This is a genomic window from Paraburkholderia sp. (assembly GCF_050742655.1).
In the GTDB taxonomy this organism is placed as follows: Bacteria; Pseudomonadota; Gammaproteobacteria; order Burkholderiales; family Burkholderiaceae; genus Paraburkholderia.
Map to the genome: position 1 here is coordinate 1 of NZ_JBOIGG010000015.1, position 23,409 is coordinate 23,409.

The 23,409-nt window shown below is 64.0% G+C and carries 20 protein-coding genes and 1 tRNA gene; 7 read left to right on the forward strand and 14 right to left on the reverse strand.

Annotated features, from left to right (window positions below; genetic code table 11):
• Positions 1-53: 53 nt before the first annotated feature.
• The 5 genes from pstS to ACREXZ_RS20470 form a co-directional block, all read right to left on the reverse strand.
• The gene (gene pstS / locus ACREXZ_RS20450) at positions 54-1,085 is read right to left on the reverse strand and encodes a phosphate ABC transporter substrate-binding protein PstS (RefSeq protein WP_431765943.1); all 1,032 of its coding nucleotides are present in this window, start codon (positions 1,083-1,085) and stop codon (positions 54-56) included.
• 275 nt (positions 1,086-1,360) lie between these two features.
• On the reverse strand, positions 1,361-2,719 hold the full coding sequence (glmM, locus tag ACREXZ_RS20455) for a phosphoglucosamine mutase (protein WP_431765944.1): 1,359 nt from the start codon (positions 2,717-2,719) through the stop codon (positions 1,361-1,363).
• 43 nt (positions 2,720-2,762) lie between these two features.
• Positions 2,763-3,563 carry a dihydropteroate synthase gene (folP, locus tag ACREXZ_RS20460; RefSeq protein ID WP_431766102.1) on the reverse strand — a complete coding sequence of 267 codons (801 nt, stop codon included), beginning with the start codon at positions 3,561-3,563 and terminating at the stop codon, positions 2,763-2,765.
• A gap of 187 nt (positions 3,564-3,750) precedes the next feature.
• Positions 3,751-5,649, reverse strand: coding sequence for an ATP-dependent zinc metalloprotease FtsH (gene ftsH / locus ACREXZ_RS20465; protein WP_431765945.1), 1,899 nt, complete (start codon positions 5,647-5,649; stop codon positions 3,751-3,753).
• A 181-nt stretch (positions 5,650-5,830) separates the two neighbouring features.
• On the reverse strand, positions 5,831-6,493 hold the full coding sequence (locus ACREXZ_RS20470) for an RlmE family RNA methyltransferase (RefSeq protein ID WP_431765946.1): 663 nt from the start codon (positions 6,491-6,493) through the stop codon (positions 5,831-5,833).
• Positions 6,494-6,717: 224 nt separating this feature from the next.
• On the opposite strand from ACREXZ_RS20470, the gene ACREXZ_RS20475 reads away from it, so the two are divergent.
• Entirely contained in the window at positions 6,718-7,254 is a 537-nt protein-coding gene (locus tag ACREXZ_RS20475) for a YhbY family RNA-binding protein (protein WP_431765947.1), read from the forward strand.
• A 34-nt stretch (positions 7,255-7,288) separates the two neighbouring features.
• On the opposite strand, the gene ACREXZ_RS20480 is transcribed toward ACREXZ_RS20475, so the two are convergent.
• The 6 genes from ACREXZ_RS20480 to gloB form a co-directional block, all read right to left on the reverse strand.
• A complete protein-coding gene (locus ACREXZ_RS20480; RefSeq protein ID WP_431766103.1) occupies positions 7,289-7,780 on the reverse strand; it encodes a DUF4149 domain-containing protein in 492 nt (163 codons plus the stop codon).
• 17 nt (positions 7,781-7,797) lie between these two features.
• Entirely contained in the window at positions 7,798-8,274 is a 477-nt protein-coding gene (greA, locus tag ACREXZ_RS20485; protein ID WP_431765948.1) for a transcription elongation factor GreA, read from the reverse strand.
• 155 nt (positions 8,275-8,429) lie between these two features.
• Positions 8,430-11,684 (reverse strand): carbamoyl-phosphate synthase large subunit, encoded by a 3,255-nt coding sequence (gene carB, locus ACREXZ_RS20490; protein ID WP_431765949.1) that lies wholly within the window; start codon positions 11,682-11,684, stop codon positions 8,430-8,432.
• A gap of 99 nt (positions 11,685-11,783) precedes the next feature.
• Positions 11,784-12,938, reverse strand: coding sequence for a glutamine-hydrolyzing carbamoyl-phosphate synthase small subunit (carA, locus tag ACREXZ_RS20495; RefSeq protein ID WP_431765950.1), 1,155 nt, complete (start codon positions 12,936-12,938; stop codon positions 11,784-11,786).
• Positions 12,939-13,404: 466 nt separating this feature from the next.
• On the reverse strand, positions 13,405-15,090 hold the full coding sequence (locus ACREXZ_RS20500) for a transglycosylase SLT domain-containing protein (RefSeq protein ID WP_431765951.1): 1,686 nt from the start codon (positions 15,088-15,090) through the stop codon (positions 13,405-13,407).
• A 154-nt stretch (positions 15,091-15,244) separates the two neighbouring features.
• Positions 15,245-16,048, reverse strand: coding sequence for a hydroxyacylglutathione hydrolase (gene gloB, locus ACREXZ_RS20505; protein ID WP_431765952.1), 804 nt, complete (start codon positions 16,046-16,048; stop codon positions 15,245-15,247).
• Between the two features lie 20 nt (positions 16,049-16,068).
• On the opposite strand from gloB, the gene ACREXZ_RS20510 reads away from it, so the two are divergent.
• The 4 genes from ACREXZ_RS20510 to ACREXZ_RS20525 all read left to right on the forward strand — a co-directional run bounded on the left by ACREXZ_RS20510 (position 16,069) and on the right by ACREXZ_RS20525 (position 18,252).
• The gene (locus tag ACREXZ_RS20510) at positions 16,069-16,875 is read left to right on the forward strand and encodes a class I SAM-dependent methyltransferase (RefSeq protein ID WP_431765953.1); all 807 of its coding nucleotides are present in this window, start codon (positions 16,069-16,071) and stop codon (positions 16,873-16,875) included.
• Positions 16,872-17,324 carry a ribonuclease HI gene (gene rnhA / locus ACREXZ_RS20515; protein ID WP_431765954.1) on the forward strand — a complete coding sequence of 151 codons (453 nt, stop codon included), beginning with the start codon at positions 16,872-16,874 and terminating at the stop codon, positions 17,322-17,324. Before ACREXZ_RS20510 ends, rnhA begins: the two co-directional genes overlap by 4 nt.
• Positions 17,325-17,392: 68 nt before the next feature.
• The gene (gene dnaQ, locus ACREXZ_RS20520; protein WP_431765955.1) at positions 17,393-18,130 is read left to right on the forward strand and encodes a DNA polymerase III subunit epsilon; all 738 of its coding nucleotides are present in this window, start codon (positions 17,393-17,395) and stop codon (positions 18,128-18,130) included.
• A 47-nt stretch (positions 18,131-18,177) separates the two neighbouring features.
• Positions 18,178-18,252, forward strand: a tRNA-Val gene (locus ACREXZ_RS20525).
• A gap of 100 nt (positions 18,253-18,352) precedes the next feature.
• On the opposite strand, the gene ACREXZ_RS20530 is transcribed toward ACREXZ_RS20525, so the two are convergent.
• Complete coding sequence (locus tag ACREXZ_RS20530) at positions 18,353-18,886, reverse strand: hypothetical protein (protein WP_431765956.1); 534 nt, start codon at positions 18,884-18,886, stop codon at positions 18,353-18,355.
• A 235-nt stretch (positions 18,887-19,121) separates the two neighbouring features.
• The gene (locus tag ACREXZ_RS20535; protein ID WP_431765957.1) at positions 19,122-19,493 is read right to left on the reverse strand and encodes a hypothetical protein; all 372 of its coding nucleotides are present in this window, start codon (positions 19,491-19,493) and stop codon (positions 19,122-19,124) included.
• Positions 19,494-19,711: 218 nt separating this feature from the next.
• Between ACREXZ_RS20535 and ACREXZ_RS20540 the strand changes: the two genes are divergently transcribed.
• Positions 19,712-20,596 (forward strand): 2-hydroxy-3-oxopropionate reductase, encoded by an 885-nt coding sequence (locus tag ACREXZ_RS20540; RefSeq protein ID WP_431765958.1) that lies wholly within the window; start codon positions 19,712-19,714, stop codon positions 20,594-20,596.
• A 248-nt stretch (positions 20,597-20,844) separates the two neighbouring features.
• On the forward strand, positions 20,845-22,455 hold the full coding sequence (locus ACREXZ_RS20545; protein WP_431765959.1) for an aldehyde dehydrogenase (NADP(+)): 1,611 nt from the start codon (positions 20,845-20,847) through the stop codon (positions 22,453-22,455).
• A gap of 160 nt (positions 22,456-22,615) precedes the next feature.
• Here the strand turns inward: ACREXZ_RS20545 and ACREXZ_RS20550 are convergent, their stop codons facing one another.
• A complete protein-coding gene (locus tag ACREXZ_RS20550) occupies positions 22,616-23,365 on the reverse strand; it encodes a FadR/GntR family transcriptional regulator (RefSeq protein ID WP_431765960.1) in 750 nt (249 codons plus the stop codon).
• Positions 23,366-23,409 lie beyond the last annotated feature (44 nt).

Sequence of the window (23,409 nt, forward strand, 5' to 3'; positions counted from 1 at the left end):
GCCGCGCATTTCGCGCGGCCGGGCGGCGGGTCACACAGCTGATTGGATAACGCTTACTCGGCGATTGCCTTGCCCGACGTATCCTTGACCTTCTCCTTCCACTGCGAACGGATTTCGCTCACGACCGACGACGGCAGCGAAATGTAGTCCAGATCGTCAGCAGCCGAGCCGCCGTTCTTGAATGCCCAGTCGAAGAACTTCAGCGTTTCCTTGCCCTGGTCCGGCTTGTCCTGCGCCGTGTGCAGCAGCACGAACGTCGCGCCGACGACCGGCCATGCGTTCTTGCCCGGCTCGTTCGTCAGGATCTGGTAGAACGACTTCTTCCAGTCCGCGCCTGCTGCTGCGGCCTTGAACGTGTCCGTCGTCGGCTCGACCACCGCGCCCGACTCGTTCTTCATCGACGTGTACGTCATGTGGTTCTGCTTCGCGTACGCCCATTCCACGTAGCCGATCGCGCCCGGCAGACGTTGCACGAATGCCGCGACGCCGTCGTTACCCTTGCCGCCCGTACCGACCGGCCAGTTCACCGTCGTGCCTTCGCCGACCTTCGACTTCCATTCCGGGTTCACCTTCGACAGATAGTTCGTCCAGATGAAGCTCGTGCCCGAACCGTCGGCGCGGCGCACCACGGCGATGTCCGTGTCCGGCAGCTTGACCTTCGGGTTCAGCGCGGCGATCGCCGGGTCGTTCCACTTCTTGATCTTGCCGAGATAGATGTCGCCGAGCACTTCACCCGACAGCGTCAGTTCGCCCGGCTTCACGCCCGGCACGTTGATCGCCGGCACGACGCCGCCGACCACCGTCGGAAACTGGAACAGGCCGTCCTTCGCGAGTTCGTCGTCCTTCAGCGGAGCGTCAGAGCCAGCGAAATCGACCGTCTTCGCGACGATCTGCTTGATGCCGCCCGACGAACCGATGCCCTGGTAGTTGATCTTGCCGCCGCCCGATTTTTGATAGGCGTCAGCCCATTTCGTGTAGATCGGTGCTGCGAACGTGCTGCCCGCGCCGGTTACATCGGCGGCTTGCGCTGCCATCGCGAAGAGCGCGCCAGCCAGGCCAGCGAACGCGGTTTGCATCAATTTCATGAGACCTCCAGTGGTGTGAGCGGATGACACGACACCGCGAAGCTTAGGGTCTCTCTATGACAGTAACGTGACTAACCGTGAAGCTGACATGACAGTCTTATTACGGGAGCGAAAGGTGATTCGCATCGCAAAAACGCCGCAGAAACGGCGTTTTCGGTGCTTTCGTAGAGAGTAGTCGAAGAAAAGCGGGGCGCGAACGTTTGCGTGACGCAGAGATGCACCAGAGGTGCGACGAAATGCCCCACACCCCTGCCCCAGATGGATGGCGTGGCGCCTTAGGCGGTAGCCTGCTTGACGACGTGAGCGATCGCTTCCGCGTGCTTGACGGCGTCGCGCTCGTGCTCGGCCTCGACCATCACACGCAACACGGGTTCAGTGCCCGACGCACGGATCAGCACGCGACCGCGATTGTCGAGCGCGCGCTCGGCCTCGGCAATCGCCTTGCGGATCGTATCGCTGCCCTTCCAGTCGGCGCCCGGCTTCATCCTGACGTTGATCAGCGTCTGCGGAAACAGCGTGACGCCGTCGAGCAGGTGCGCGAGCGAGCGGCCGTCGCGCTGCATCGCCGCGAGCACGAGCAGCGACGACACGATGCCGTCGCCGGTCGAATGCCGGTCGAGCGACAGGATGTGACCGGACCCTTCGGCACCCAGTTGCCAGCCATGCTCGCGTAGCTGCTCGAGCACGTAACGGTCGCCGACCGCGGCGCGGACGAACTTCACGCCCACCCGCTGCAACGCAACCTCGACCGCCATGTTGGTCATCAGCGTGCCGACCGCACCCTCGACCTTGCCGTCGGTGACGATGCGATCCTTGACCAGCACGTACAGCAGTTCGTCGCCGTTGTAGAGACGGCCGGTCGCATCGACGATCTGCACGCGGTCCGCGTCGCCGTCGAGCGCGATGCCCAGGTCCGCGCGATTCGCGCGCACTGCGCGGATCAGCGCGTCCGGCGCGGTTGCACCGACGCCGTCGTTGATGTTGAAGCCGTTCGGCGCGACGCCGATCGGAATCACGTCCGCGCCGAGTTCGTGGAACACCTTCGGCGCGACGTCATAGGCCGCGCCGTGCGCGCAGTCGACGACGAGCTTCATCCCGCGCAGGTCGAATGCGGCCGGGAACGTGCTTTTGCAGAACTCGATGTAGCGGCCGGCCGCGTCGTCGAGGCGGCGTGCCTTGCCGAGCTGTTCCGAGGCCGCACAAGCGAGCGGTAGGTCCAGCTGTTGTTCAATCTGCAGCTCGACTTCGTCGGGCAACTTGTTGCCGTCGGCGGAGAAAAACTTGATGCCGTTGTCGTAGTACGGGTTGTGCGACGCGCTGATCACGACGCCCGCCGCGAGACGCAGCGCGCGCGTCAGGTACGCGACGCCCGGCGTCGGCATCGGGCCAGCCAGCATCACGTCGACGCCAGCGGCTGAAAAGCCCGACTCCAGCGCCGCTTCCAGCATGTAGCCGGACACCCGCGTGTCCTTGCCGATCAGCACCGTGGGCCGTGTGCCCGTGCGCGCCCAGCGGTCCGCGCCGGCCAGCACCTTGCCCGCCGCGTAGCCGAGCCGTAACACGAAATCTGGCGTGATGGGCACCTCGCCGACCTTACCGCGAATCCCATCCGTACCGAAATAGCGACGTGCCATTGTGGTTCTTTCCTCTCTTGCTTGAAGGGTTCAACCGCGGGGTTCAACCGCGATGCGCTGCGTCGCGCATCGCATTCCAGACTTTCAACGCATCGACGGTCTGCACGACATCGTGCACCCGCACGATCGCCGCACCGCGTTCGGCCGCGCAGACGGCAGCAGCGACGCTCGCCGCGAGCCGGTCGGCAGCGGCACGGCCCGTGACGGCACCGAGCATCGATTTGCGCGACATGCCGGCGAGCACCGGCAGCGGCGGATTCGTGCGCGGCGCGGTCTGCGTGAGACGCGCGAGCAACGCGTAATTCTGTTCGATGACGGTCTTGCCGAAACCGAAGCCCGGATCGACGCTGATACGGGCCTGCGCGACGCCGGCTTCACGCAGCGCCGCGACGCGGGCCTCGAGAAAATCGCGCACGTCCGTCACCACGTCGTCGTATGCGGGCTCGCCCATCTGCATCGTGCGCGGCTCGCCCAGCATGTGCATCACGCAGAGGCCGCACGTGCTGCCGCGCACGGCATCGATCGCACCGGGCATCCGGAAGCCCCAGACGTCGTTGATCATGTCCGCGCCCGCCGCCAGCGCTTCGCGCATCACGTCGGGCTTGTAGGTATCGATTGACAACGGCACGTTCGCGCCGCGCAGCGCCTGCACCAGCGGAATGACGCGTTCGAGTTCTTCGTCGAGCGGAACCGGCGGCGCGCCGGGCCGGGTCGATTCGCCGCCGATGTCGAGCAGATCCGCGCCATCGAGCATCATCCGCTCGGCCTGGCGCAGCGCTTCGTCGCGCGCGACATACCGGCCGCCGTCGGAGAACGAATCGGGCGTGACGTTCAGGATGCCCATCACGAGCGGACGCTCGAACGACAGCGTGAAACGGCCGCATTGCAGCGGACCGGGAACAGCAGGAGACGGCGAAACGGCGTTGGACACGTTAAACACGAATGGCGTGGACAAATGAAAAGCGCGCGACGTTGAATGCAAAACGGGCCGGTGTGGCGTCACACCGGCCCGTGTTCTGAAGCGGTTCGCGTCAGGCCGGTGCGGTAGCGCTGCCCGACTTGACCTCGGTTCCCGTGCTGCCGCCCGACGGCGCGTCGCCGGCCGGCGGCACCGTGCTCGCGCTGCTCTTCGGCGAACGCGGCGGACGGCCGGCCATGATGTCGTTGATCTGATCGGCGTCGATCGTTTCCCACTCCATCAGCGCGGCGGTCATCGCTTCGACCTTGTCGCGGTTCTCTTCGAGCAGACGGCGTGCGAGGTGGTACTGATCGTCGAGCACGCGGCGGATCTCCGCATCGACCTTCTGCTGCGTCGCTTCGGAAATCGTGCGCGTGAAGCCGCGGCCGAACGGCGAAGCGTCGTTTTCGTCGTCGACGTAGACCATCGGTCCAAGCGCATCGGTCATGCCAAAACGCGCGACCATCGCACGGGCAGTGGCGGTCGCCTTGTTGAAGTCGTCCGACGCGCCTGTGCTGAGCAGGTTCAGGAACACCTCTTCCGCGGCACGTCCACCGAACAGGATCGTGAGACGGTCCAGCAGGTAGTCCTTCGAGTACGTTTCGTTGTCGTGCTCCGGCAACTGCCACGTCACGCCCAGCGCACGACCGCGCGGAATGATCGTCACCTTGTGCACCGGATCGGCCTTCGGCAGCAGCTTCGCAACCACGGCGTGGCCCGACTCATGGTACGCCGTGGCACGCTTCGACTCTTCGCGGATCACGGCCGACTTGCGCTCCGGACCCATGAAGATCTTGTCCTTCGCGTCTTCGAAGTCCGTCATTTCAACGATGCGTTTGCCGCGGCGAGCCGCGAACAATGCCGCTTCGTTCACGAGGTTCGCGAGGTCGGCGCCAGAGAAGCCCGGCGTGCCGCGTGCGATCACCGCTGCGTCGACGTCGTTCGAAATCGGCACCTTGCGCAGATGCACCTTCATGATGTGTTCGCGGCCGCGGATGTCCGGCAGACCGACGTAGACCTGACGGTCGAAACGGCCCGGACGCAGCAACGCCTTGTCGAGCACGTCCGAACGGTTCGTCGCGGCGATCACGATCACGCCGGAGTTCGCCTCGAAGCCGTCCATCTCGACGAGCATCTGGTTCAGCGTCTGCTCGCGCTCGTCGTTACCGCCGCCCATGCCGGCGCCGCGATGACGACCGACCGCGTCGATTTCGTCGATGAACACGATGCACGGTGCATGCTTCTTGGCCTGCTCGAACATGTCGCGCACGCGGGCCGCGCCCACGCCAACGAACATTTCGACGAAGTCAGAACCCGAGATGCTGAAGAACGGCACTTTCGCTTCGCCCGCGATCGCGCGTGCAAGCAGCGTCTTGCCGGTTCCCGGCGGGCCGACCAGCAACACGCCGCGCGGAATGCGACCGCCAAGTTTCTGGAATTTTTGCGGATCGCGCAGGAAGTCGACCAGTTCGGACACTTCTTCCTTGGCTTCGTCGCAACCGGCGACGTCGGTGAAATTGATGGCGTTGTTGTTCTCATCGATCAGACGTGCGCGGGATTTGCCGAACGAGAATGCGCCGCCTTTCCCGCCCCCCTGCATCTGTCGCATCATGTAGAACCAGAATCCGATCAGCAGGATCGTCGGTCCGAGGTAAGTCAGCGCGGAAACCAGCAGGCTCGGTTCTTCATCGGCCTTGCCGCTCACCTGCACGCCGTACTTCATCAGGTCGCCGACCATCCAGATGTCGCCCGGCGACACGATCTGATACTTCTGGCCTTCAGCGGGAGTGACGGTCAGACTCCGCCCCTGAACGGTGACGTTCTTGACCTTGCCATTCTTCGCGTCGTCCATGAACTGCGAATAGGAAACGCCTTCCTGGACACGGGGCTTGTCAAACTGCTTGAACACCGTAAACAGCACCAGTGCGATTACCAGCCACACTGCTGCCTTCGAAAACATGTTGTTGTTCAAAGCACCACTCCTTCACTCATAGACGGGCGCCTACATTTGCCTTGCGGCACCACTAAGCCATTCTAATCCAGTACGCCGGGGACTGTCATAACGATTCGCTACTGCACAAATAGCGCCCGGCGCGGCTCCGGCGGGCATTTCCGGGCGTTCCCGGAGTGTCTGCGCCGCACGGTTGCACCCGTTATCGGGGCCGTTTCAAATGCCTACCTAAAATAAACGTTTCAGACGATTTATCCCGCGATGCCTTCGGCTTGCGGGCAGCGACCGTTTTAAATTGATGCTTGAACTTTTCGACAATCTGGCTATATCCGCTGCCATGAAAACATTTGACTAAAAGGGCACCATCTGGCTTCAGGTGGTTTTGCGCGAATTCCAGCGCGAGATCGCAAACATGCTCGATGCGCGCGGCGTCCGCAGTCGCCACTCCCGACAGGTTGGGCGCCATATCCGAAATTACAAGGTCCACCTGACGCTCGCCGACCACTTCTTCGAGCTGCGCGACCACGCTGTCCTCGCGGAAATCGCCCTGGATGAAATGGACGTCGGCGATCGGCTCCATCGGCAGCAGATCGAGCGCGATCACCGTGCCGTCGATTCCGCCTTCCCGCGTGGCGTCGCGCTTCACGCCCAGCGCGAGCTTGTTGCGAACGTACTGGCTCCAGCTGCCGGGTGTCGAGCCGAGGTCGACGATGACCTGGCCGGGGCGGATCAGCTTGTCCTGCTCGTCGATTTCCTTCAGCTTGTAGGCCGCGCGGGCACGATAGCCCTCCCGCTGCGCCATCTTCACGTACGGGTCGTTGATGTGGTCGTGCAGCCACGAGTGGTTGAAACGGTTTTTTGCCATTAATGATGAACTCTTGCTGCGTAATGCCGCACTTTTGCGGATAATACGCGTTTAATTTACGCGGCTGCCGCCTGCCAGGCGACGTTCCGGGCCCATGTGCCCGGTTTTCCTCAGACGGGTTTCCTCAGATTTTCCCGCCATGCACCCCGCAGGATGCCGCCGACGCCGTCGCGCGGGCAACCGGATCGCGGCGGCGCCATTTTAGTCGAGTCTTCCATACCCTCATGCCAGCCCTCATTGTCTCTTCCGACCAACGCGCCGAGTTGCGCTCCCAGGCGCACGCGCTGAAACCGGTGGTGCTCGTCGGGGCCGAAGGGCTGACCGACGCGGTGCTCGCGGAAATCAAGGTCCACCTCGCCGCGCATCAACTGATCAAGATCCGCGTGTTTGGCGACGAACGCGAAGAGCGGATCGCGACCTACGACCAGATCTGCGATCGCCTGAATGCCGCACCGATCCAGCACATCGGCAAGCTGCTGGTGATCTGGAAGCCGGAAGGCGCTCCCGAACCGGTCGCGCGAGGCCGTCGCAGCACGATGCCGCCGAGCGCACGCGAAGCGGCTGCCGCCGAAACGAAACCCGGCAAGGGCCGTGCGCCGCGAGTCGTGAAAGTCGTCAAACCGACGGACAGCCCGGTGCGTCGTCCGAAAGCCCAAAAGATGGTCGTGCGCGGCAACGAACGCGTGACCGCGGGCGGCAACATCAAGCGGGCGAAGAAGCGGCAAACCAGCGCGAAGCGCCAGCACCAGTCGACGAAGTAAAACCCGCAGCGGCGCGCGTAGTTGCGTCGTTTTGCTAACGCGCGCGCTGCCCGTCCGCTGCGACCGGAATACCGGCGGCGGCCGGCAGCTTCCATACGAGCACGAGACCCAGCAGGCTCTCGATCAGATAGAACAGGCTCGACACGCCGTGCAGGATCCCAAAGCGTGTCGCATACGCGGAATGGCCGACATCCACCCCCGCATTCAGCGCCTCCATGCGCAGCGCGTTCATGAACGGCTGCAGCGCGAAATAGCCGACCAGCACACACAGCAGCATACCGGCCACCAGCCATCGCAGCCGACGATACGTAGGGTCGCCGAGACGCACCAGCCGGTTGACGAGCACGAGCAGCAGCACGCCGCACACTGCGCCCGTCATCCCTTCGATGCGAAACAGCTGGGCCGCGACCGCACCGGCCATCATGCGGTCGAGCGACGCGAACAGCACAGGCGCCACGACATAACCGATGGTCAGAAGACTGCCGACCCACAGTACGGTCAGCAGCCGGAAGACCCGATGGGGCACGGTCGACACAACGGCGCTCAAACGTAGCGGACCGAGATGATTTCGTATTCGCGCACGCCGCTGGGTGCCTGCACCGATGCGACGTCGCCTTCCGATTTGCCGATCAGCGCCCGCGCAATCGGCGAGCTGATCGAGATGAGGCCGTGCTCGAGGTCCGCTTCGTCGTCGCCGACGATCTGGTAGGTCACCGATACGCCGGAGCCGAGGTCTTCGAGTTCGACGGTCGCCGCGAACACGATGCGGCCTTCCGCATCGACCCCAGCCGGATCGATGATCTGCGCGCCGGCCAGCTTCGATTCGATATCCGCAATACGGCCTTCGATGAAGCCCTGTTTCTCTTTTGCGGCATCGTATTCCGCGTTTTCGGACAGGTCGCCCTGCGCGCGCGCCTCGGCGATCGAATTGATCACGGACGGACGCTCCACCGATTTCAGACGCTGAAGTTCGTCGCGCAGCTTATCCGCGCCGCGCTTCGTCAAGGGAATAGTGCTCATAAACAACTCTAGTGGCAAAAAAACAGCCGTAAAAAAAATCACCGCGGTTAAGTGCATCCCCGACGCGCACTGGCTGCCGTAGAACTGACTGGCCGACGCGTAGAGGGACGCCGCTTAACCGCGGCACTTACGTCTTCTGACAAATACTCGAAGCCTTAGTTTAGGCGAGCGTGGAGGCCTTGTAAATCATAGACTTCCAGGTCCTTCAGGTAGCGCAGGCCCTCGACGGCCGCGCGCGCGCCCGACATCGTCGTGTAGTACGTGACCTTGTTTGCCTGCGCGCTCATGCGGATCGAACGCGAATCGGCGATTGCCGCACGGGTTTCGTCGACCGTCGTAAACACGAGTGCGATCTCGCCGTTCTTGATCATGTCGACGATGTGCGGACGACCGTCCTTCACCTTGTTCACGACCTTCACCGGCACGCCGGCCGCGTCGATCGCCGCAGCCGTGCCGCGTGTCGCGACGAGCGGATAGCCCAGTTCGTGCAGCATCCGCGCGACTTCGACGGCCTTGTCCTTGTCCGCATCCATCACCGTGAGCAGCACGGTGCCCGACTCGGGCAGACGCGATCCGGCCGCGAGCTGCGACTTGAAGAGCGCTTCGCCGAACGTCTGGCCGACGCCCATCACTTCGCCGGTCGAACGCATCTCGGGTCCGAGCACCGGGTCGACGGTCGGGAACTTCACGAACGGGAACACCGCTTCCTTCACGCTGAAGTACGGCGGGATGACTTCCTTCGTCACGCCCTGCTGCGCGAGCGTCTGGCCGACCATCGCGCGCGCCGCGATCTTCGCGAGCGGCAGGCTCGTCGCCTTCGACACGTACGGCACCGTACGCGAGGCTCGCGGGTTCACTTCGAGCACGTAGATCACGTCGGCCTTCGAGCCGTCCGCCTGCGGCACCTGCTGGATCGCGAACTGCACGTTCATCAGGCCAATCACGTTCAGCGCTTTCGCCATCGCACCCGTTTGACGCTTCAGCTCGGCGACGGTTTCCTTCGACAGCGAGTACGGCGGCAGCGAGCACGCCGAGTCGCCCGAGTGGACGCCCGCCTGTTCGATGTGTTCCATCACGCCGCCGATGAACACCGCTTCGCCATCCGAAATGCAGTCGACGTCGCATTCGATCGCATCGTTCAGGAAGCGGTCGAGCAGCACCGGCGAGTCGTGCGATACCTTCACGGCCTCGCGCATATAGCGTTCGAGATCGCGCGGCTCGTGGACGATTTCCATCGCACGGCCGCCGAGCACGTACGAAGGACGCACGACGAGCGGATAGCCGATTTCGTCGGCGAGCTTCAGCGCTTCGTCTTCGGCACGTGCAGTGCGGTTCGGCGGCTGGCGCAGGTTCAGGTCCTGCAGCAGCTTCTGGAAACGCTCGCGGTCTTCGGCCGCGTCGATCATATCCGGCGACGTGCCGACGATCGGCACGCCGTTCGCCTCGAGATCGAGTGCGAGCTTCAGCGGTGTCTGGCCGCCGTACTGCACGATCACGCCGAGCGGTTTTTCCTTGTCGACGATCTCGAGCACGTCTTCGAGCGTCAGCGGTTCGAAGTACAGGCGATCCGACGTGTCGTAGTCGGTCGACACGGTCTCGGGGTTGCAGTTGACCATGATCGTTTCATAGCCGTCCTCGCGCATCGCGAGCGCCGCGTGCACGCAGCAGTAGTCGAACTCGATGCCCTGGCCAATGCGGTTCGGACCGCCGCCCAGCACCATGATCTTCTTGTTGTTCGTCGGCTGCGCTTCGCACTCTTCCTCGTAAGTGGAGTACATGTAGGCGGTTTTCGTCGCGAACTCGGCCGCGCACGTGTCGACCCGCTTGTACACGGGGCGCACGTTCAGTTCGATCCGGCGGGCGCGCACGTCCGCCTGCTTCGTGCCGAGCAGCTTCGCGAGGCGCCGGTCGGAGAAGCCGCTCTGCTTCAGGTAGCGCAGTTCTTCCACCGACAGGCTCGCCAGCGTGCGGCCTTCGAGCGCTTTTTCCTTCAGCACGATCTGCTCGATCTGAGCGAGGAACCACGGGTCGATCGCGGTTTCCTCGAAGATTTCCTGCTGTGTCATGCCGGCGCGGAACGCATCGCCGACATACCAGATCCGGTCCGGGCCCGCTTCGCCGATCTCGCGGATGATCTCGTCGCGATTGGTCGTCTTTTCATCAAGACCGTCGACACCCACTTCGAGGCCGCGCAGCGCTTTCTGGAACGACTCCTGGAACGTGCGGCCGATCGCCATCACTTCGCCGACCGACTTCATCTGCGTCGTGAGGCGCGCATCGGCTTCGCGGAATTTCTCGAACGCGAAGCGCGGGATCTTCGTGACGACGTAGTCGATCGTCGGTTCGAACGACGCCGGCGTCTGACCGCCGGTGATCTCGTTCTTCAGCTCGTCGAGCGTGTAGCCCACCGCGAGCTTCGCCGCGACCTTCGCGATCGGGAAGCCGGTCGCCTTCGACGCAAGCGCCGACGAGCGCGACACACGCGGATTCATTTCGATCACGATCATCCGGCCGTCTACCGGATTGATCGAGAACTGTACGTTCGAACCGCCGGTGTCGACGCCGATTTCGCGCAGCACCGCGAGCGATGCGTTACGCAGGATCTGATATTCCTTGTCGGTGAGCGTCTGTGCCGGCGCAACCGTGATCGAGTCGCCAGTGTGGATGCCCATCGGGTCGAGGTTCTCGATCGAGCACACGATGATGCAGTTGTCCTTTTTATCGCGGACCACTTCCATCTCGTACTCTTTCCAGCCGAGCAGCGATTCTTCGATCAGCAGTTCGCGCGTCGGCGACAGGTCGAGGCCGCGCTTGCAGATCTCTTCGAATTCCTCGCGGTTATACGCGATGCCGCCACCCGATCCGCCGAGTGTGAACGACGGCCGGATCACGACCGGATAGCCACCCGACTGGGTCATCTCCGCGATCTCGGCCTGCACCTTCAGCGCTTCTTCCATCGAATGCGCGGTGCCCGACTTCGCCGAACCGAGCCCGATCTTCGTCATCGCGTCCTTGAACTTCTGACGGTCCTCGGCCTTGTCGATTGCTTCCGGCGATGCACCGATCAGCTCGACCTTGTATTTCGCGAGCACGCCGTGATGATGAAGATCGAGCGCGCAGTTCAGCGCGGTCTGGCCGCCCATCGTCGGCAGGATCGCATCCGGGCGTTCCTTCGCGATGATGCGCTCGACCACTTCCCACGTGATCGGCTCGATGTACGTGACGTCGGCCGTGTTCGGGTCGGTCATGATCGTCGCCGGATTGCTGTTGACGAGAATGACCTTGTAGCCCTCCTCCCGCAGCGCCTTGCACGCCTGCGCGCCCGAATAATCGAACTCGCACGCCTGGCCGATGATGATCGGACCCGCGCCGATGATGAGGATGCTCTTGATGTCTGTCCGCTTGGGCATAACGCTCTCGCTAATTTATTCCTGAATTCTTTCTGTCGGCGCGCGTCGCGGTCTGGTCCTGCCCTGCCGCGCGCCTGCGCCCGTGCTGTGCGCGGGCGCTTATGCCGCCGAAGCCGTGCCGGCCTTCTTCGCGTCCATCGCCGCGGTAAAGCGGTCGAACAGGTAGCCGATGTCGTGCGGCCCCGGCGACGCTTCCGGGTGGCCCTGGAAGCAGAACGCCGGACGGTCGGTCAGCTCGAAACCCTGCAGCGTGCCGTCGAACAGCGACACGTGCGTCACGCGCGCGTTGGCCGGCAGCGAATCCGCATCGACCGCAAAACCGTGGTTCTGCGACGTGATCACGACCCGGCCGTCGCGCAGATCCTTCACCGGATGGTTGGCGCCGTGGTGGCCGGTTTTCATCTTCAGCGTCTTCGCGCCGACCGCGAGCCCCATGATCTGGTGGCCAAGGCAGATGCCGAAGGTCGGAATGCCACGCTCGATGAATTCCTTCGTCGCGGCGATCGCGTAGTCGCACGGTTCCGGATCGCCGGGGCCGTTCGACAGGAATACGCCATCCGGTCCGAGCGCCAGTGCATCGGCGGCACTCGATTGCGCCGGCAGCACCGTGACGTGGCAACCGCGCTCGGCCAGCATGCGCAGGATGTTGCGCTTCACGCCGTAGTCGAACGCGACGACGCGGTACTTCGGTGCGTTCTGCGTGCCGTAGCCGGTGCCGAGACGCCACTCGGTCTCCGTCCATTCGTACGGCTTGTCGGCCGACACGACCTTCGCGAGATCCATCCCGGCGAGGCCTGGGAACGAGCGCGCGAGTTCGATCGCCTTCGCTTCGTCGGTCGAGCCCGCGACAATCGCGCCGTTCTGCGCGCCCTTGTCGCGCAACACGCGGGTCAGCCGGCGGGTGTCGATGCCGGCGATCGCCACCACACCTTCGGCGGCCAGATAGTCGGACAGCGTCTGTTCCATCCGGAAGTTCGACGCGAGAACCGGCAGGTCGCGGATGATGAGGCCGGCAGCATGGACTTTCGTGGCTTCGACGTCTTCGGCGTTCACACCGACATTGCCGATGTGCGGATACGTCAGCGTGACGATCTGCTGTGCATAGCTCGGATCGGTCAGGATTTCCTGATAGCCGGTGATGGCCGTATTGAAGACGACTTCGCCAATCGTGTGACCAGGGGCACCGATCGAGTAGCCACGAAAGACCGTGCCGTCGGCAAGTGCAAGCAGAGCGGGAGAAAAAGACGGCAACACGGGAGGCTCCTTGGGGAACACCCTGTTGCCGACCTGTCTGTCCGACCGTGCGGGCCGCGGCGAAGCGCATCGAGGATGCGCGCGCAGGCTCGCTCGCGCGGACTGCCGTCAACGTCGCAGAGGCGCGTTCTACCCTGTTACGGGCGGCTCGGGCGGGTGCGGGGCGTTGACTGCGCGCGGCGGATGAACGGTATGGGAGCGGTAGGCGCTAGGGTGCGGGTTGATAAGCTCAAACCTTGAAATTATAGCCGCAAAACACCCCTTCCTTCAAACCCGGGATCGCTCCGGCTGTGCCGGGACCCGCCGGAAAGGCCGCCAGGCTTGCAGCGCCAGGCGCTCGCGCGGGCGCCCAAATGAAAACGCCGTCACGCGGGTGACGGCGTCGAAAAAACGAGGTGTGATCGGAGCGCACTTCCATGCGATGCCCCCGCAACGCATGTGGTCACCCCCGTGGGAGCCGCCTGGTCTAGTTGCTCTTCTTCGCGTGGGCCGCGGTTTTCGGGCGGCTGGTTGCCGCGGCCTTCGACGCCTTGCTGGTCGCGCCCGAAGCAGTTGCCGTCGACTTGCCCTTGACGGCCCCGGACTTGCCGGACTTGCCGACCGGATCCGCCACCTTGACGACGCCCGAACGCCCACGACCATGCTTCTTATCGTAGCGCGGTTCGTCTTTGGTGTCTGCCACACGCGTACCGATCTTTTCGACGCTGCCGCCGCGCACATTGGTGGCGAGGCGCTGCGGTCCAGGCTCGCTCGGCATCGCCTTGCCCACCGGCACGTGCAGCACGATCACCTGCCCCGGCGTCACGAGGTCGCGACGCGTGCGGTTCCATGCCTTCAGCTGCGACACCGACACGCCGTAGCGGTCGGCGAGCGCCGTCATCGACTGCTTGCGGCGCACGCGGATCAGCATCTTGCGCGTGTCGGGCACGTCGGGTTCCATCGCGAGCACCGCGCTTTCGGCGACGTCCGCGCTGATGTCCTCATCGTCGTCGTCGCCGCGCGGCACGACGATCGTCGAGCCCGCTTTCAGCCGCATGCCAGCCGGAATCTTGTTGACGCTCATCAGCGTGTCGGCGTCGACACCGATCTTCTCGGCGATCGCCGCGGGCCGCGCGCGCTCGGTCACCGTGTAGGTGGTCCACGACGACAGTTGACCTGTATACGCCTTCAGGTTGCGCTCGAACGCGCTCGCGTTGTCGAACGGCAGCAGGATCTGCGGCTGCGTCGCGCCGAGAATCACCGGCTTCTTGAACGACGGATTCAGCGAACGGAATTCGTCGCCGCTCATGTTCGCGAGCTTCGCGGCCGTGTCGACGTCGATATCGTGCGCCGTCGTCACCGTGACGAAGTACGGGTGGTTCGGAATCGGCGGCAGCGTGAGCCCGTACATCTGCGGGTTCATCACGATGTTCTTCACGGCCTGCAGCTTCGGCACGTAGTTGCGCGTTTCGCCCGGCATGCGCAGGCTTTGGTAATCCGTCGGCAGGCCAGCCGCCTCGTTGCGCGCGATCGCGCGCTGCACATTGCCCTCGCCCCAGTTATACGCGGCGAGCGCGAGATACCAGTCGCCGAACATGTCGTGCAGCCGGGACAGGTAATCGAGCGCGGCACTCGTCGACGCGAGCACGTCGCGGCGCTCGTCCTGCCACATGTTCTGCTTGAGGTTGTAGGTGCGGCCGGTGCCAGGCACGAACTGCCACATGCCGGCGGCCTTCGCGACCGACAGTGCCTGCGGGTTGTAGGCGGATTCAATGAACGGCAGCAGCGCGAGCTCGGTCGGCATGTGCCGCGCCTCGAGCTCTTCGACGATGTGATAGAGGTACTTCTGCGACCGCTCGGTCATCCGCTGTACGTATTCGGGACGTTGCGCGTACCAGTTCGCCTGCATGTCGACGAGATCGCTCTGCAGATCGGGCATCTGGAAACCGCGACGAATACGCGCCCACAGATCGCTGTCGGCGGTCGTCAGTTGATCGACGGAGCCTTGATCGACGTTGATCGTTTCCTGGGCGGCGGCGGTCTTGCGGAGGGTGTCGGCGACGGCTTGCTGGGTGGCGGGGCTGGAAGCGGTGGGGGTATTACTCGGCGTCGGCGCCTGACTCGCGCAGGCGGCGAGCATCAGGACAAGCAACGCACTCAGGATAAATCGCATGAACGTCTCGGCTTCCGCAGGACTGGAATTTGCAGCCGATAGTACGAAAGAGCATCGTCTCCGTCAATCGAAAATATACGGAAAACCTAGCTAAATCCGGGCCTTGGCGATTTTTTTGGACTTTCCTGGTGAGCATGCCCCCACGGGGAACAGGTCAGCGGAACTTGTTCTTCCATTCGCGCATCAACGTGAACGTGCCCAACCGATCCGTCACCGTTTCGTGAAGCTGCTCCGCGAGCGACGCGCGAATCGCTTCGCTGTCGGCGCGCAGAAACGGATTGACCGCGCGTTCGTGCGCGATGGTCGTGGGCAGTGTCGGCACGTTGCGCGCGCGTAGCGCGGTCGCTTCGTCGCGCCACGCCTGCAGTTCGCGATTACCCGGCTCGCACGCGAGCGCAAAACGGATGTTTGATAACGTGTACTCGTGCGCGCAATGGACCTCAGTCGCGCCAGGCAGCGCGGCGAGTGCGTCGAGCGACGCGAGCATCTGCACCGGCGTGCCTTCGAACAAGCGCCCGCAACCGCACGCGAACAGCGTATCGCCGCAGAACACATGCGGCGTGCCGCGCGGATCGGCCGCCTGGAAATACGCGATGTGTCCGCTCGTATGACCGGGCACGTCGAGCACCTCGAATTCGAGCGCGGGGGCCGCAATATGGACGCGGTCGCCTCCTGCGAGACGCTGCGTCAGATGATCGATCGCTTCGCCGGCGGGACCATAAACCGGCAGCGGCGCGGAGGGATCCTGGCCGTTCAGCAGATCGGCAACTCCGCCGACATGGTCGCGATGATGGTGCGTGAGTAAAATAGCGCTCAACCGCCAGCCACGTTTCGCCAGATAGGTACGAACCGGCTCGGCTTCGCCCGGATCGACGACGACGGCATGTTCGCCGTCCGACACGAGCCAGATGTAATTGTCTTCAAATGCCGGTACCGGCACGTATTCAAGCGTATTCATGGGGCGACGCATTCTTCGACATGTCTGATCGACCGATTATAGACTGGCCCGCCTGGACCGATTCGCCGCCCGGGCGCTACGTGCTCGCATGGGAGCAGGCCCAGCTCGACCGCGTGGTGTCCGACGTGTTCGGCTATCACGCCCTCCAGCTCGGCTTGCCGCAACTCGATGCGCTGCGCGAGAACCGCATGTCGTGCCGCGGCCTCGTGCTCGACGCGGCAAGCGGCGCGAGCGCGCCCTATGTGGTGCCGGGTACGCCGCAAAGCGGCCCGTCCGCGCCTGCCGGCAGCAGCAGCGTGTGGTGCGACCTGCTCGACCTGCCGTTCGAGGCGCAGAGCGTCGACCTGATCGTGATGCCGCACACCCTCGAATTCACGAGCGATCCGCACCGTCTGCTGCGCGAAGCCGAGCGCGTGCTGATGCCCGAAGGGCAGCTGATCATCCTCGGCTTCAATTCGCTGTCGCTGTGGGGCGCGAGGCAGTCGGTCGGCAAGATGACGGGCCGGCCGTTCGTGCCGGCCGCGTTGGACCTGATCGCGTTCACGCGCCTGAAGGACTGGATCAAGCTGCTTGGCTTCGACCTTGAACGCGGACGCTTCGGCTGTTATCGTCCGCCCCTTGCCAGCGATCAATGGCTGTCCCGCTACGCCTTCATGGAAGCCGCGGGCGACCGCTGGTGGCCGATCTTCGGCGCGGCCTACATGGTCACCGCGATCAAGCGCGTGCGCGGCATGCATCTCGTCGGTCCATTGAAGGTCAAGAAACCCGTTCTGAAGGCAGGCCTCGCGCCGGCCGCGACACCGCATACACGCAACCCCAACCCATGACATCAGAATCCGAACTCATCGAAATCTTCACCGACGGCGCCTGCAAGGGCAACCCGGGCCCTGGCGGCTGGGGCGCGCTGCTGCGCTTCGGCACGCAGGAAAAGGAACTGTTCGGCGGCGAAGCCGGCACGACCAACAACCGCATGGAACTGATGGGCGTGATCGCCGCGCTCGAAGCGTTGAAGCGGCCGTGCCGCGCGATCGTGCATACCGATTCGCAGTACGTGCAGAAAGGCATCAGCGAGTGGATTCACGGCTGGAAAAAGAAAAACTGGATGACCGCGGCGAAGACGCCGGTCAAGAACGTGGACCTGTGGAAGCGGCTCGACGCGCTCGTCCAGCAGCACGACATCGAGTGGCGCTGGGTGAAAGGCCACGCGGGACATCCGGAAAACGAGCGCGCCGACGCGCTCGCGAACCGCGGCGTCGCGTCGCTCGCCGAACTGTGAGAACTGCGAGCGGCATGCCTGCCCTTCTCCATCCGATCCGTTTTCTGAACCAGACTCGATAGACCGACATGCGTCAAATCATTCTCGATACCGAAACCACTGGCCTGAATGCGCGCACCGGCGACCGCATCATCGAAATCGGCTGCGTCGAACTCGTGAACCGCCGGCTCACCGGCAGCAACCTGCACTTCTACGTGAACCCAGGGCGCGACAGCGATCCGGGCGCGCTCGCCGTGCACGGCCTGACCACCGAGTTCCTGAGCGACAAACCGAAGTTCGCGGAAATCGCCGCGCCGCTGCGCGATTTCATCGCTGGCGCCGAGCTGATCATCCACAACGCGCCGTTCGACATCGGCTTCCTCGACGCGGAGTTCGCGCTGCTCGGCCTGCCAGGCGTTGGCACGCAATGCGGTGAAGTGATCGACACGCTGGTCCGCGCGAAGGCGATGTTCCCGGGCAAGCGCAATTCACTCGACGCGCTGTGCGACCGCTTCGGCATCAGCAACGCGCACCGCACGCTGCACGGCGCGCTGCTCGACTCGGAACTGCTCGCCGAGGTCTATCTCGCGATGACGCGCGGCCAGGAAAGCCTCGTCATCGACATGATCGGCGAAAGCACCGGCAGCAGCGATACGCATGCGCCGCGCGTCGCACTCGATGCGCTCGACCTGCCGGTCATCGCCGCCACCGCGGACGAGACCGCTGCGCACGAGGCAGTACTCGACGATCTCGACAAGGCTGTTAAAGGATCGAGCGTGTGGCGGCTCGTGCCTGCGGAGCCCGCCGCGAATGAACAGTCGGCTTAAAAAATGCTTTACGAGGTCCGGGACCTCTGACATAATTCGACCTCTTCGGGTGGTTAGCTCAGCGGTAGAGCACTGCCTTCACACGGCAGGGGTCACTGGTTCGATCCCAGTACTACCCACCAGAATTATGGGTACGTGAAACCCGAAGAATAAAGGCCCTCTGGCGTAAGCCGAGGGCCTTTTTCTTTTGCTGCGTTCTTATCTCGCCCTCTCCTCTCCTCTTCATTCAGCCTCCGCAACCCGCTCACGAGGCCACGCTTTGGTCGCCCAGCTCATGATGAAGAACGACATGATCAGACCAATGAAAATGCCGATGCCTGTCGTGCGCCCATGGAGATAAAGCAGCACCGAGACAACCACCAGTCCCAGCGATGCAATGCCTAACCAGATCGACGGCACGCGGCTACCCACCGTAATCGTCGCGCTGCCTGTCGCTTCGACACCGGGCCCGGTGAGCGTGCTGCGCGTTTGACCAGGCAGCGGCGACGGATCGGCGAGCGTCACGGTGCCTGCACGCACTCGCGTGCGACCATCGCGCTGCCGGGCACCGGGCAGCGACAGAATCATCGAGACGACCATTGCGAGGAACGCCCAGCCAAATGCCACCAACGCCATCAACGGTGTCGATGCCTTGAACTGATGTTGCAGTGTCCAGATCGCTATCGCCAGCAGCACAAGCGCGATGATTGAAAACACGCTGCCCACCACGATAAAAGCAAAAGGCACGCGTTTGCGTTCCGCTCCGTTGTTCTTCACGCTCTCCTCCTGATGGATGTCTGCCGGTTAATCGGATCGTCTGACGCGATGCGTGCTGCGCCGACTGCCACGCGTTCGCGGTCATCCATCACACGGTTTATCACGTGACGGACAGCGTATCCCAGAGGCGTTTCGTAGATGCCGCGGTTGCCTCGCGGCAGCGATCGATCGAGATTACGGACGAATCATCAAACGGCAGTGCCGGCACCGCTATCCGCGATGCCGGTCGTGAAATTCAACAGCGCTTCATCCGCAGCACACGCGAAATCTGCCCCATCGTAAAGCTGCTGTTCTGGACATACGGCGCGTAGTCGACCGGTGCGATCAGCGACTCGACGACGACGTAGTCACCGACATATCGAAAGCGATCGGTCGCCGTTCGAAGGAAGACCGGAATGGGATCGGTCTGTCGCGCGAGTCGTCGTCCCGCCGCTCGCGCCGCGGCGCTGCCGTCGCACACGATCGTGTCGGGTGCATGCGGGTTCAGATCCGGTCTGAGTCGGGCGGCAACGACCTTGCCGCCCTTCACAGGCAAAAAGGCCTGTTTGCAACCGCCGGTGATTCTGTGAATGTCTTCGCGCGAATATTCGCGTCCTGTCTGAAACATGGTGTCGCTCCTGAGAAAGGCGTATGCAGTAGAACCGCAACGCCAGGCGCAGGCATCGTAGCGAGCTTCGTCTCAAACCCTTGCAAAGAACGAAGCGGTTTCGGTAAAGGAATCGATGAATCCGAGCATGGCTGCAACCATCCCGAGCCGCGCTTATCCTTGTCAACGTGCAGCACCCACATCCACCCGTACTCCTCGAATTCGCACGGAAGACAATCATGGCAAAGATCGGTTTTATCGGACTCGGCATCATGGGCGCACCGATGGCGCGCAATCTGCAAGCGGGCAGCCACGCGCTGTTCGCGTATCGCCGCAGCGGCACGTTGCCCGCGGATCTGAAGGACGGTGGTGCGACATCGTGCGCTTCGCCGAAAGACGTCGCCGGACAGGCCGACGTCATCATCACGATGTTGCCCGACACGCCCGATGTCGATGCCGTGCTGTTCGGCGAAAACGGCGTCGCGGAAGGCCTGAGCCCAGGCAAGACCGTGATCGACATGAGCTCGATCGCACCGCTGCAAACGAAGGCGTTCGCCGCAAAAATCTCGGCGCGCGGTTGCGACTATCTCGACGCGCCGGTGTCGGGCGGCGAAGTTGGTGCGAAAGCCGCGTCGCTGACGATCATGGTCGGTGGCAGCGAGACCGCGTTCAATCGCGTGAAGCCGCTGTTCGAACTGATGGGCAAGAACATCACGCTCGTTGGCGACGTCGGCGCCGGGCAGACCTGCAAGGTCGCGAACCAGATCATCGTCGCGCTGACGATCGAAGCGGTCGGCGAGGCGCTGCTGTTCGCATCGAAAGCAGGCGCGGATCCGGCGCGTGTACGCGCGGCATTGATGGGCGGGTTCGCGTCGTCGCGGATTCTCGAAGTGCACGGCGAGCGGATGATCAAGCGCACGTTCGACCCGGGCTTCCGGATCGACCTGCATCGCAAGGACCTCGGGCTCGCGCTCGAAGGCGCGAAAGCGCTCGGCGTGCCGCTGCCGCATACCGCGAGCTGCCAGCAGCTATTCAATCTGTGCAGCGCGCACGATGCCGGGCAACTCGATCATTCGGCACTTGTAACGGCGCTCGAGATCATGGCGAAGCATACGGTCGCGTGAGTTTTGAGCGTCAGGACATACGATGTCTTGATATTTCTCCTGCCTCACACCCTCCCCGCCAAAGCCACACACCCATACTGCGTAAGGCTTTGGCGCGAAACCCCTCCTCCCTCGTTGAAGTCCACATTGCCGCAGCTCTGCCCATGATGTACGATGACTGATGTATTTGGCATGTCTTAGGCAAGACTCCTTCTGGCTTGCAATACGCGGGCCGCGATCCCCTTCCAGAACTGAAACGAGGCACCTCCATGTCCGATTTGTCACCCGCTACGTTGACCGGCGAAATGTTGATCGGCGGCTCGACGGTACGCGGCAGCGGCGCACCGCTGCTCGCGCTGAATCCCGCGACCGACGCTCCGATCGACACCCCCACGTTCCACAGCGGCACGCGTGAAGACGTCGCGCGTGCCTGTTCGCTCGCGGCGGCCGCGTTCGACGCTTACCGCGCCGCGCCGCTCGACACGCGAGCCCGCCTGCTCGACACGATCGCCGACGGCATCGCCGCACTCGGCGACGCGCTGATCGAACGCGCCCACGCGGAAAGCGGTCTGCCGAAGGCGCGGCTCGAAGGCGAGCGCGGACGCACGGTCGGTCAACTGAAACTGTTCGCGTCGCTCGTGCGCGACGGCCGCTGGCTCGACGCGACGCTCGACCCCGCGCAGCCGGATCGCAAGCCGCTGCCGCGCGCCGATCTGCGCAAGCAGAATGTGCCGCTCGGTCCGGTAGCCGTGTTCGGCGCGAGCAATTTCCCGCTCGCGTTTTCGGTGGCGGGCGGCGATACCGCATCGGCGCTCGCGGCGGGTTGCCCGGTTGTCGTGAAGGCGCATCGCGCTCACCTTGGCACGTCCGAGATGGTCGGTCGCGTCGTGCAGCATGCAGTCGCGCAATGCGGCTTGCCGGAAGGCACGTTCTCGCTGATCGTCGGCGCGGGTAACGAGGTTGGCGAAGCGCTCGTCGCGCATCCGGCGATCAAGGCGGTCGGCTTCACCGGCTCGCGTAATGGCGGCCTCGCGCTGGTCCGCACGGCGGCCGCGCGCCCAGAGCCGATCCCCGTGTACGCGGAAATGAGCAGCATCAATCCGTTCTTCGTGCTGCCCGCGGCTCTCGCAGCGCGCGGCGACGCGATTGCGCGCGGCTTCGTGGACTCACTGTCGCTCGGCGCCGGACAGTTCTGCACGAACCCCGGCCTCGTCATCGCGCTCGAAGGCGACGCATTGAACGCGTTCATCGCGACAGCACGCGACGCGCTCGCCGGCAAGCCCGCACAGACGATGCTCACCGCCGGCATCCATGCGGCGTATCGCGACGGCATCGGGCATCTGCAGGCGTTGAACGGCGTGTCGCTGGCCGCGCAGGGACCGGTAGCAGGCGGACCGAACCAGGCGCAGGGCGCGCTGTTCGTATGTGAAGCGGAGACGTTCCTCGAAACCGCCGCACTCGAAGACGAAGTGTTCGGCCCGGTATCGACGGTGATCCGTTGCCGCGACGAAGCGACACTGTTGCGCGTCACGGAGCATCTGCAGGGCCAGTTGACCGCGACGCTGCATCTCGATGCCGCGGATGCCGGCGACGCGGCACTCGCGCGCCGCCTGCTGCCGGTACTCGAACGCAAGGCTGGGCGGATTCTCGCGAACGGTTATCCGACTGGCGTCGAGGTCTGCCACGCGATGGTTCACGGCGGCCCGTTCCCGGCTACGTCGGACAGCCGCGCGACATCGGTCGGATCGAGCGCGATCGAACGTTTCCTGCGGCCGGTCTGCTATCAGGATCTACCGGCGGACCTGCTGCCGCGGGCACTACGCGACGAGAATCCGCTGGAGTTGTGGCGCCTGCACGACGGCGCACTGGCGAAGCGCTAACCAGCTTTACGGGGCTTAACGCGATCTGCACAAGCCCTCGGCGGCCGGCGAATCACCCATTCGAGCCGTGCCGCCGATGGTGTTGTTTTTTATAAGACGTCCGACGACGCCATGTCGCTCCGCACCACATCTCGATAACGACGCGCCGAAGCTCAGGCGCTCACTCCGCTTTCGCGCCCTCGGCCGCTTCGTTCGCGCGGCGCAGCCGCTCCCGGCTTTTCGTCAGGTGCGTGCGGATGGCTGCGCGTGCCGCCTCCGGATCGCGTCGCGCGATCGCTTCGTAGATGTCGTCGTGTTCGTGCGCGAGCCGCGCCATGTAGTGCTCGGCATCGTCGCCGGCGATCCGCGCGGAGTTGACGCGCGCGCGCGGAATCAACGTAGCGCCAAGCTGCGACATGATGTCGACGAAGTAGCGGTTGCCCGTAATGCGCGCGATCTGCAGATGGAACTGATAGTCGAGCGCGACGGTGTCGCTGCCCGCTTTCGCGGCTGCGGCGATCGCATCGAGCGCACGTCGGAGCGTGACCAGATCGTCTTCAGTAGCGCGCTGTGCAGCGAGGCTCGCGCATTCGCTCTCGAGGCTGATCCGCACCTCGAGGATCGCGAGCACGTCACGAATCGTGGTGATGGTCGCCGGATCGATGCCAACCGAACTATGCACGCGATCCAGCACGAAACTGCCGATCCCATGCCGCGTTTCGACGAGGCCGCTCGCCTGCATCCGCGAGATCGCTTCGCGCACCACCGTGCGGCTCACGCCCTGCGCGACCATCACTTCGGTCTCGGTCGGGAGCTTGTCGCCGGGCCGCATTGCGCCCGCTTCGATTTGCGCACTAAGCGCATCGACGACGTCTTGCGCGAGACTGCGTGCACGGCGGCGCGGCACGACAGGTAAAGTGGGCACGGACATGGCGGCGTTCGCTTGTAATGAGGGTTTACGCGGGGTATGAGCGG